This window comes from Streptomyces sp. NPDC004126, assembly GCF_050275515.1.
Taxonomy (GTDB): Bacteria; Actinomycetota; Actinomycetes; order Streptomycetales; family Streptomycetaceae; genus Streptomyces.
Genome location: NZ_JBNNPF010000033.1, coordinates 49,891 through 60,083, shown reverse-complemented (window position 1 = coordinate 60,083; position 10,193 = coordinate 49,891). Strand labels below are relative to the sequence as shown.

At 73.8% G+C, this 10,193-nt stretch carries 13 protein-coding genes; all 13 read left to right on the top strand.

Annotated elements, in window-relative coordinates; translation table 11 throughout:
* The first annotated feature begins 118 nt into the window (after nucleotides 1-118).
* Entirely contained in the window at nucleotides 119-1,570 is a 1,452-nt protein-coding gene (locus tag ACQKM2_RS27290) for an MFS transporter (protein ID WP_427714366.1), read from the top strand.
* 11 nt (nucleotides 1,571-1,581) lie between these two features.
* Entirely contained in the window at nucleotides 1,582-1,944 is a 363-nt protein-coding gene (locus ACQKM2_RS27285; RefSeq protein ID WP_042804859.1) for an acyl carrier protein, read from the top strand.
* Nucleotides 1,941-2,765: a 4'-phosphopantetheinyl transferase family protein gene (locus ACQKM2_RS27280; RefSeq protein WP_427714364.1), complete on the top strand. Its 825-nt coding sequence runs from the start codon at nucleotides 1,941-1,943 to the stop codon at nucleotides 2,763-2,765. The genes ACQKM2_RS27285 and ACQKM2_RS27280 overlap by 4 nt, the downstream gene beginning before the upstream one ends.
* Before the next feature lie 23 nt (nucleotides 2,766-2,788).
* Nucleotides 2,789-3,736 (top strand): ACP S-malonyltransferase, encoded by a 948-nt coding sequence (locus tag ACQKM2_RS27275; protein WP_427714362.1) that lies wholly within the window; start codon nucleotides 2,789-2,791, stop codon nucleotides 3,734-3,736.
* A gap of 156 nt (nucleotides 3,737-3,892) precedes the next feature.
* Nucleotides 3,893-4,120: an acyl-CoA carboxylase subunit epsilon gene (locus ACQKM2_RS27270; protein WP_427714359.1), complete on the top strand. Its 228-nt coding sequence runs from the start codon at nucleotides 3,893-3,895 to the stop codon at nucleotides 4,118-4,120.
* Between the two features lie 121 nt (nucleotides 4,121-4,241).
* A complete protein-coding gene (locus tag ACQKM2_RS27265) occupies nucleotides 4,242-4,742 on the top strand; it encodes a nuclear transport factor 2 family protein (protein WP_427714357.1) in 501 nt (166 codons plus the stop codon).
* 7 nt (nucleotides 4,743-4,749) lie between these two features.
* Nucleotides 4,750-4,926 (top strand): hypothetical protein, encoded by a 177-nt coding sequence (locus ACQKM2_RS27260; protein WP_427714354.1) that lies wholly within the window; start codon nucleotides 4,750-4,752, stop codon nucleotides 4,924-4,926.
* A gap of 11 nt (nucleotides 4,927-4,937) precedes the next feature.
* The gene (locus ACQKM2_RS27255) at nucleotides 4,938-5,885 is read left to right on the top strand and encodes an alpha/beta hydrolase (RefSeq protein ID WP_427714352.1); all 948 of its coding nucleotides are present in this window, start codon (nucleotides 4,938-4,940) and stop codon (nucleotides 5,883-5,885) included.
* A 313-nt stretch (nucleotides 5,886-6,198) separates the two neighbouring features.
* A complete protein-coding gene (gene upp, locus ACQKM2_RS27250; RefSeq protein WP_427714350.1) occupies nucleotides 6,199-6,864 on the top strand; it encodes a uracil phosphoribosyltransferase in 666 nt (221 codons plus the stop codon).
* Nucleotides 6,864-7,805, top strand: a complete 942-nt coding sequence (locus ACQKM2_RS27245) for an EamA family transporter (protein WP_427714348.1) — start codon at nucleotides 6,864-6,866, stop codon at nucleotides 7,803-7,805. Before upp ends, ACQKM2_RS27245 begins: the two co-directional genes overlap by 1 nt.
* Nucleotides 7,806-7,945: 140 nt before the next feature.
* A complete protein-coding gene (locus tag ACQKM2_RS27240; RefSeq protein WP_427714345.1) occupies nucleotides 7,946-8,179 on the top strand; it encodes a tautomerase family protein in 234 nt (77 codons plus the stop codon).
* 11 nt (nucleotides 8,180-8,190) lie between these two features.
* Nucleotides 8,191-9,132 carry a pseudouridine-5'-phosphate glycosidase gene (locus ACQKM2_RS27235; RefSeq protein ID WP_427714344.1) on the top strand — a complete coding sequence of 314 codons (942 nt, stop codon included), beginning with the start codon at nucleotides 8,191-8,193 and terminating at the stop codon, nucleotides 9,130-9,132.
* A 14-nt stretch (nucleotides 9,133-9,146) separates the two neighbouring features.
* A complete protein-coding gene (locus ACQKM2_RS27230) occupies nucleotides 9,147-10,088 on the top strand; it encodes a ribose-phosphate diphosphokinase (RefSeq protein WP_427714444.1) in 942 nt (313 codons plus the stop codon).
* Nucleotides 10,089-10,193: the final 105 nt, after the last annotated feature.

The window sequence follows — 10,193 nt, the reverse complement described above, 5'->3', positions numbered from 1 at the left end:
GCCTTCCGGGCGGGCGCCGTGTGCGACCTCGGCGCCCGTGACGCCGGCCTGGACGATCCGTACTCGGGGCGGGCCTGGGTCCCCGTCCCCTCCCGCGAAACGCGAGCGTGCACACCCGATGAACACCCAGTCCGGCGGCCGGGCCCGGGCCCGCTGGGCCCTGGTGTCCGTACTCGCCGCCAACATGCTGGTGGACGCCCTGGAGGTGTCCGCGACCCTGGTCGCCCTGCCGTCCGTCGGCAGCGGCCTGGGGCTGTCCGTCACCCGCGTCCAATGGCTCGTCAGCGGCTTCGCCGCCGGCTTCGGCGGGCTGCTGCTGTTCGGCGGCCGGCTGGTCGAGCGGCTGGGCCGGCGCCGGGTCTACCTGGCGGCACTGCCGGTCTTCGCCGCCGCCTCGCTGGCGGGCGCGCTGACCGACAGCGCGCTCCTGCTGACGGCCACCCGCGTGCTGAAAGGGTTCTGTGTGGCGCTGACCGCGCCCACCGGACTCGCCATCATCCTCTCCGCCGTCCCCGAGGGCGCCGAGCGCCGCCGCGCGGTCTCCGTCTACTCCTTCTTCGGCGCCGCCGGCTTCTGCTCGGGCCTGCTCCTCTCGGGCCTGCTCACCGGTGCGGGCTGGCGCTGGACCATCGCCTTCCCCGCGCCCGTGGCCCTGCTGCTGCTCGCCGCCGGGCTGCGGCTGGTCCCCCGCGACGGGGACCGGCCGCGCGAACCGCTCGGCCGGCACCCCCTCGTCGCGGGCGCCGCCCTGACCGGAGCGGTGCTGCTCCTCGTCTACGCGCTCTCCCGCGCCGCAGGCCCCGGCGGGCAGTGGCGGTACGCCGCCGCTGCCCTCGCCGGGGCGGCGGCGCTGGCCGCCGTACTCGTACGGGCCGAACGCACCGCACCGCGCCCGCTGCTGCGCACCGAACTGCTGCGGCACGAGCCGCTGCTGCGCTCCGCGCTCGGGGCGGCCGCGCTCAACGGCTCGTACGTGGGCTTCCTGCTGGTGGCCGCCCTGCACCTGCGGGAGGCCGGCTGGAGCCCCTGGCAGACGGCCCTCGCCTTCCTGCCGGCCAGCGTCCCGCTCGCGCTGAGCGCCCTGCACTCCGGGCGGATCGCCGCCCGGCTGGGCCCCGCGCGGGCCGTCGCCGCCGGGGCGGCCGCCGCCCCGCTCGGCTACGCCCTCTACCCGCACGGCGGGGGTCCGGTCGGCCACGCCGACCTGCTGCCCGCCATGTCCTTCGTCGGCGTCGCCTTCGTGCTGGCCTTCACGGCCCTGCACCTCCAGGCCACCGGCACGGTCCCGCCCGCCCTCCAGTCGGCGGCCGGAGGCCTCTACCAGACCTGCGTACAGCTGGGCGCGGCGCTGACGACCGCGCTGACCTCGGCCCTGTACGCGGCCGCCGGCCGGGGCCCCGCGCTCTGGCTGGTCACCGGCGTCGGCCTGGCCGGCGCGTGCGTGGCCCTGCGCGGCCTGTTCCACCCCTCCGCCCCACCCGCACCACCCGCCGGACGCCCCTCCCACCCGGCGGCTCCGACCACGGACGGACGGGGACACCCGTCCGCCTCAACCCGGAAAGCATCATGAACACACTTCACATGTCACAGACATACGAGACAGACAACGGCCTGGTGCACATGACCAGGCCCGACATGGCGGTCCTGGCCACGGCCGGGCTGCACGAGCGCACCCGGATCCTGGAGCAGTACGTGCGCGAGGAACTCGGCCGCATCCTCGGCATCGAGCCCCACCTCGTGGACACCACGGGCCGCCCCATGGGCTGCCTCGGCATCGGCTCGATCTCCGGCATCGAGCTCCAGTACCGGATGGAGGCGACCCTCGGCGTCGACGTGAACCTCCAGCGGCTGCTGCTCGCCAACAGCGCCCAGGAGCTCATCGACTGCCTCGCCGGCCAGCTCGGCCCCGAGGCCCACCTGCACGGGGCAGCGGTGCCGGCATGAGCACTACGACCCTGCTCCCGGCCGTCCGCCCGGTGGTCAACCACCAGGACCTGGACCGGCCCGACTTCACCCTCTCCGCCGACCGCGTCGACCTCTGGCTGATCCGCCGTCCCACCGGCGCGGACGCCGACGCCCTCGCGATCGGCGACCTCGACGACCAGGAGCGCGAGCGCACCGACTCCTTCATCCGCAAGTCGGACGGCCTGCTGTACGCCGCCGCCCACGTGGCGGTGCGCCGGCTGCTCGGACGTTACACGGCCACCCTGCCCCAGGACGTCCGCTTCATGCGCGAGCCCTGCCCGGGCTGCGCCGAGCCGCACGGCCGTCCCGCGCTGTCGCCCCCGCCGCCGCCGCTGCACTACTCCCTCTCGCACAGCGGGGGCGTGGCCATGGTGGGCGTCGGCACCTCGCCGCTCGGCGTTGACGTGGAGAAACTCCCCGGCGCCGAGACGGTGGACATCTGCTCCAAGGCGCTGCACCCGGACGAGCAGCTGGAGATCGCCGAGGCCGAGGCCGGCGAGGAACGGCGCCAGCTGTTCGGACAGATCTGGACCCGCAAGGAAGCGTTCCTCAAGGGGCTCGGCATCGGTCTGAGCCGCTCGCCCGCCGAGGACTACCTGGGCACCGACCACGGCCGCCACCCGGACGGCTGGACCATGGTCGGCGTCCCGGCCGACGCCACCCACGCCGCCGCCGTCGCGGTGGCCGGTGCCGCCCCCAAGGTGGTCGACGTCAGGTGGGTGCCCGACACCTGGCTGGCCGCGGGCCACACCGTGTGCGGCGCCGCCCCCGGACCGCGTGACACGGTCCTCGCCAGTTGAACCGCAAGTAAGGACGTGACCGGATGACCACCGCCTTCGTCTTCCCCGGCCAGGGCTCCGCATACGCCGGCATGGCCAAGGAGCTCCTCGCCCTGCGGCCCGACCTCGCCGACACCTACTACCGCACCGCCGACGACCTGCTCGGGATCCCGCTGGCCGGGGTCTGCCTGGACGGTTCGCCGCGGGACCTGGACGACCCGGCCGTGGCGCAGCCGGCGATCTTCCTCACCAGCATGGCCGTCCTCGAGGTGCTGCGCGGCGAGGGCCTGCGGCCGGACGCCGTGGCCGGGCACAGCCTGGGCGAGTACGCGGCGCTGGTCGCCGCCGGAGTCCTGGAGTGGACCGAGGCGCTGTGGCTGGTCCGGCTCCGCGGCGAGCTCGTCGCCACCGTCGGGGACCGCGTCGGCAGCGCCACCGCGGCGGTCATCGGCCCGAGCCGCGCCGAGCTGGCGCGGATCTGCGCCGAGGCCCGGGCGGCCACCGGCCAGGTGGTCGAGGTGGCGGGGGACAACGAACCCCGCCAGACCGTGGTGTCCGGCCAGGCCGAGGCCGTGTCCCGGGCCGTGGACGCGGCCCGGGCGGCCGGGGCGCGGGTGGAGTGGCTGCGCACCGGCGGCCCGTTCCACTCCAGCCTGCTGGGCGAGGCCGAGGCGGAGTTCACCGAGACGCTGATCGCGACGGAGTTCCGCGACCCGGTCGTGCCGCTGGTCTCCGGCGTCACCGGCGGGTGGGTGACGAGCGCCGCCGAGGCCGCCGTCGCCCTGCGCGGCCAGCTCACCAGCCCGGTGCGGTGGACCGGGGCGGTCGGCACGCTCGCCGCCTCGGGCGTCGACCGGTTCGTGGAGGTGGGGCCGGGCCGGGTGCTCGGCGGTCTGGTCCGGCGGATCCTGCCGGGCGCCCGGGTCCACAGCACGCACACGCCGGACCGGCTGGCACTGGCCGTGGACGAGCTCACCGCGACGGCGGCCTGACCCGGCCCCGAGCGGTGCCATAGATCCGTGCGAGACCCGCACGGTACTGATCCGTTCCCTGGGGTGCGGTGCGCCGGCGGTGCCGGCGTTCCGCCCCGCGAGCACGCGGACCCGCCGCAGCATGCCGGCGGGACGTCACGAGACGAGGAGCAGTCTGTGGAGACGACGGTCGAGCCCGGCCAACTCATCCGCGTGGTGAAGGGGAGCCCCGACACCGAGGACCTCTCGGCGCTCACCGCCGTGGTACTCGCGCGGGCGGCGGCGTACGAGGGCGAGCACGGCGGCACGGCCGGCGGCGGGCCGGCCCTCGCCGGCCGGCGCCGGCCCGAGCGGGTCCGCGGCTTCCTCGGCCCGCGCACCTGGCGCGGGCTCCGGTCGGCCTGACCGGGCCCCGCCCCCGCCCGCACACCGCGCCCGCCCTTCAACCCAGTGCCCCGGTCCAGGAGTTCACGGGCGGACGCTCCTGACCGCGGGCCGTGTCCCGAGTCCGCCGACTGGAGAGGCCATGCCATCGACCCATGACGACATCGCGGCACTGCGCGAGCAGGTGCAGGCCCTGCGCGACCACGCCGAGCTGCGCGAGCTGTTCGACCGCTACGTGACCGCCCTCGACACCCACGACGGGACGGGGCCGCAGGACCCCCGGTACTACGCCCCGCTCTTCACCGAGGACGCCACCTTCGCCTTCCCGATCGGGGAGTGCGAGGGGATCGAGGCCTTCGCCGCCTTCCAGCGCGAGGCCCGGGAGCGGTGGGCGCGCATCCACCACTCCAGCTCCAACCACCGCGTCGTCCTCGACGGTGACCGGGCCACCCTGCGGGTCCAGCAGCTCACCACCCACGTCCACCACGCCGGCCGGGGGCCCGCGGCCCACTTCGAGGTCGGCGGGTACTCCGAGGCCCGGGCCGTGCGCACGCCGGCCGGCTGGCGGCTGAGCCACGTCGCGTTCCACGTCGTGTGGGACTCCGGCGCACGCCTGCCCGAACTCGCCGGAGTCCGGCTGTGAGAACCGGATGAACGCCGTGCAGACCGTCGGCTACCGGGTCCCCGCCAGGGATCCCGCACCGGAGGCCGCACACCTCCCGCGGCCGTGCGCCGCACCGCCCCTGACCACCCTGCTGCGCCGCCGGGCCGCCTGGTGCCTGGCCGTCGCCAAGGCCCGGCGCAGCCCGTCCGCCCGGTCGTCCTGACCCTTCTGGAGATGCCCCTCATGGTCCCTGTGCCGCCCGCCGGCGCGCCCCCGGTCCGGCCCGTCACCCTCGACGCCGCCGGGATCCCGCTGTCCGGCCTGCTGGCCCTGCCCGCACAGCCCGTACCCCGGGCGCTGGTGGTGGCCCTGCACGGCTCGGGGATGAGCGCGGGCTACTTCGACAGCCGGGCGCGGCCCGGGCTCTCGCTGCTGGAGCTCGGCGCCGGCCTCGGCTACGCCGTACTGGCCCTGGACCGGCCCGGGTACGGGGCCTCGGCCGGGGTGCTGCCCGAGGGGCAGGACCTCGCGGGGCAGACCGCCACCGTCCTCGCCGCCCTGGAGGGCTTCGCCGAGGGGCGCGAACTGGGCGCCGGAGTCTTCCTCGTGGCCCATTCGGGCGGCGGCCGCGTCGCGCTCGCGGCCGCGGGCGCCGCGCGGGGCGGCCTCGTACCGATCGGCGTGGACGTCTCCGGCATCGGGCGGCGCTTCGCCGTGGAGGCCGGCCGGCTGCCCGGCCCCGACCTGCCGGGCGAGTGGCGACGGCACTGGGGCGCCCTGCGGTTCTACCCGCCGGACGCCTTCCGGCTCGGGCAGGGGCTGCTGCGGCCGGTCCCTGCGGCCGAGGCGCGGGAGACGCGGAGGTGGCCGGAGATGTACCCCGCCGTGGCGGCCGGGGTGCGGGTGCCGGTGCGCTTCACGTTCGCCGAACAGGAGCAGTGGTGGAAGCACGACGGGGAGGCGCTGGAGGAACTGCTGGCTCCGCTGACGGCGGCCCCCGTGGAGGCGGCCCGGCAGCCGCACGCCGGGCACAACATCAGCCTGGGCTGGGCGGCCCGCACCTACCACCTGCGGGTCCTGTCCTTCCTGGAGGAGTGCCTCCTCGCCCGCGACGTGGCCGTCGGCCGGGTCGTGACGGGCTCTGACGGCGACCTGAAGAAGGTTGACGCGGATCTGACATAGACCCCGTTGACCCCGTGGACGGGTACCGACGAGGGTTCTCGTGAGCATCCCGAGACGTGCAGCGAACCGTCACACCGGGACACGTCCACTCGGTCTCCCGGTACCCGTCGGATCGTTGCGATCCATCCGAACCCTCCCGAAGAGGAACGCGCATGAGCGACGTGAAGGACCCGGCGCAGGCCGGCACCGTCATCGACGCCGAGAGAACCGACGCCTGACCTCGGACCCGACCAAACGGTTGCGGCCCCCGCGCCCCTCCGGGCCCGGGCCCGGCCGCAGCCCGTCTCCACGACCGACGAGAAGCAGGTTTCTCATGGCGACCGGCCACCACAACGTCCACCCGCTGCCGCAGACCAAGCAGCTGCGGGCCATGCACACGATCATCCGAGACCGCGGGGCCTCCCGCTCGGACTTCGTGTTCTACTCCCGGCGCATCATCCGCCTCCTGCTCGAATCGGCGCTCGACCAGCTGCCGTTCGACGAGCACGCGGCCGTCACGCCGGTCGGTGAGACGTACGACGGACTGAAGTTCGGCACCAAACTGTGCGCCGTGCCCGTGATCCGGGCCGGTGACTCCATGCTCGACGAGCTGCGCCAGGTCATCCCCGACATCACCGTCGGGAAGCTCCTCATCCAGCGGCACAAGGTCACCAAGCTTCCGCACCTGTACTACAAGAACTTCCCCGACGACATCGCCCGCCGGCACGTGCTCGCCCTGGAGCCGATGCTGGCCACCGGCGGCAGCGCCAACATGGCCATCGAAGTACTCCTGGAGGCAGGCGTGCGTGAGGAGAACATCGTCTTCGTCAACCTGCTCGCGGCGCCCGAGGGCATCGCGGCCGTCCATGCCGAGCACCCGCACGTCAAGATCGTCACCTCGTCGGTCGAGGAGCGCCTCAACGAGAACGCGTTCATGATCCCGGGGATCGGCGACTTCGGCGACCGCTACTTCGGCACGACCGATTCGGCAGCGGCCTGATGAAGGGCAGCCGTTCACTCGGGGACTCCGCGCTCACCGTGCTCGCGCCGGTGGTCTGGGGGTCGACGTACCTGGTCACCACGGAGCTGCTGCCCGAGGGCAGACCCCTGCTCTCCGCACTGCTCCGCGCCCTGCCCGCCGGCCTGATCCTGCTGCTCGTCGGGCGGGTGCTGCCGAAGGGCATCTGGTGGTGGCGCGCCCTGGTGCTCGGCGTGCTGAACATCGGCGCCTTCTTCTACCTGCTCTTCGTGGCCGCCTACCACCTCCCGGGCGGCGTCGCGGCGCTGGTGATGGCCATCCAGCCGATGATCGTGCTGGTGCTCGGCGCGGTGCTGCTGAAGGAGCGGATCAAGCGGATCCACGTGATCGGCTGTGCCCTCGGCACGGCCGGCGTGGCCCTGCTCGTGCTCCAGCCGAACGCCGGGCTCAACGTCACCGGTGTCATCGCCGGTCTGCTGGGCGCGCTCAGCATGGCCTCCGGCATCGTGCTGACCAAGCGCTGGGGACGCCCCGAGGGGGTGGGCCTGCTGCCCTTCACTGGCTGGCAGCTCACCGTCGGCGGCCTGGTCCTGCTGCCGATCGCGCTGATCGGCGAGGGACTGCCCGGCGAGATCACCGCGGAGAACCTCTGGGGCTTCGCCTACCTCGGCATCATCGGGGCCCTGGTCGCCTATGCGATCTGGTTCCGCGGGGTGCAGAGGCTGCCCGCGCTCACCGTGTCGTTCCTGAGCTTCGGCTCGCCCCTGACGGCCACCCTGCTCGGCTGGTTCGTCCTCGACCAGGCGCTGTCGCCGCTCCAGATCCTCGGAGCGCTGACGGTGGTCGCGTCGGTGGTCCTGGCCCAGCCGAGGCAGGCCAAGCAGCAGCCCGATCCCGAGACCGATCCCGAGCCCGGACCGGATCCGGTCCGGCCGGCCTCGCGGGAATCCGTCAAGGCGTAACGCGACGGATCCCCGCCCACGACTCCCCGCCCGGCCTGCCCCCTGGAGCAGGGTGGGGAGCGGTGGTGGCACACCGTGGCCTCCCCCGTCCGCGGTGTGCCGCCCACCTCCTGACCCCGAACCGTGGAAGGACCGAGTCCGTGCCCCACATCCACATCCGGCACTACCCGAGGGACTTCACGGCCGAGCAGCTCAGGGAGATCGACGAGGCGGTGACGGCCGCCGTGACGCGGACCTTCGCCCTCGGCGAGGACGCCGTCTCGATCTCCCTGGAGCCGGTCACACCGGAGGACTGGCAGGCCCAGGTCCTCGCCGAGATAGCGGCCCGCCCGGACCAGCAGGTCAGGCGGCCCGGTTACATGAACGAGAGTTGAGAGACATCCCGATGAGCGCAAGCAACGGCGTCCCCGTCGTCTACACGGAGGAGGTCCGCGAGGCCCTCCACGAGGGCAAGGCCGTCGTCGCCCTGGAGAGCAACGTCATCACCCACGGGCTGCCCTACCCGGACAACGCCGCCACCGCCCGCAAGGTGGAGGACGCGGTACGCTCCGGCGGCGCGGTGCCCGCGACGATCTGCATCGAGGCCGGCGCGATCCGCGTCGGGATGTCCGAGGCGGACATCGAGCGCTTCGCCTCCCTGCCGGGCATCCCCAAGGTGTCCAGCCGGGACCTGCCCGTCGTGCTGGCGCAGGGCGGCCCGGGCGCCACCACCGTGGCCTCCTCGGTCGTGGCGGCGGAGCTCGCGGGGATCCCGTTCTTCTCCTCCGCCGGCATCGGCGGCGTGCACCGCGGCGCACAGGAGACCTGGGACGTGTCCTCGGACCTGATCCAGTTCACCCGCTCCAAGGTCGCCGTCGTCTGCGCGGGCGCGAAGATGATCCTCGACCTCGGTCTGACCCTGGAGTACCTGGAGACGCAGTGCGTCCCCGTCGTCGCCTACCGCTCGGACGACTTCCCCGCGTTCTACTGCCGTACGAGCGGCCACAAGGCGCCCCACCGCCTGGACGACGAACGGGTCATCGCCCGCGCGGTCGAGGCCCACTGGGCCCTCGGCAACAACAGCTCCTTCCTGATCACCACCCCGGTCAGGGAGGAGGACGCCATCGACTCCGCCGAGGTGGACACGGCCATCCGCGCCGCCGTCGCCGAAGCGGCCCGGGACGGGGTGTCCGGCCAGGCCATCACCAAGTACCTGATGCGGGCCGTCGACGCGGCCACGGACGGCCGTTCCGCCAAGGCCAACATGGCCGTCCTCGCCTCCTGCGCCGAGGCCGCCGGCCGCCTGGCCGTCGCGCACCGCGCACACCTCGCGGAGCTCGCCGCGTGAGCGACTCCGGACAGATGCTGCTCTTCTCGGGACGCGCACACCCCGCGCTGGCCCGGGCCATCGCGGCCGAACTGGGCACGGAACTGGTCCCGACGAAGGCGATCGACTTCGCCAACGGCGAGATCTACATCCGCTACCACGCCTCCGTGCGCGGCGCGGACTGCTTCGTGATCCAGAGCCACACGGCACCGGTCAACAAGTCGATCATGGAACACCTCATCATGGTCGACGCGTTGAAGCGGGCCTCGGCCCGCAGCATCACCGTGATCCTTCCCTTCTACGGGTACGCGCGACAGGACCGCAAGCACAGCGGCCGGGAACCCATCTCGGCCCGCCTGGTGGCGGACCTGCTCAAGACCGCGGGTGCGGACCGGATCCTGACGGTCGACCTGCACGCCGACCAGATCCAGGGGTTCTTCGACGGGCCGGTGGACCACCTGTTCGCCATGCCGGTGCTCGCGGACCACATCGCCTCCAAGGTGGACCCGGCGGACCTCACCGTCGTGTCGCCCGACGCCGGCCGCGTACGCGTGGCCGACGGCTGGTGCGACCGCCTCGGCGCTCCGCTGGCCATCGTGCACAAGCGGCGCGACAAGGACGTGGCCCACCAGGTCACGGCCCACGAGGTGGTCGGCGAGGTCCGCGACCGGGTCTGCGTCCTGGTCGACGACATGATCGACACCGGCGGCACGATCTGCGCCGCCGCCGACGCCCTGTTCGCCCAGGGCGCGCGGGACGTCATCGTGGCGGCCACGCACGGGGTGCTCTCCGGCCCCGCCGCGGACCGCCTGAAGAACTCGCGCGTCAGCGAGTTCGTCTTCACGGACACCCTTCCGGTGCCCGGATCACTGGGCCTCGACAAGGTGACAGTCCTGTCGATCGCCCCGCTCATCGCGGGCGCCTCGCGAGAGGTGTTCGAGAACGGATCTGTAACCCGGCTCCTGCGGAGCCGGTGATCGCCCGGACGGGCGGGGTCGATGGGGGCCCGGTCCGTCCGTTGGGGGAGGCGGCCGCAGCACGCACCGCGCCGTTCCGGTTCTTCCGGGTGGTGAGGCTCTGCC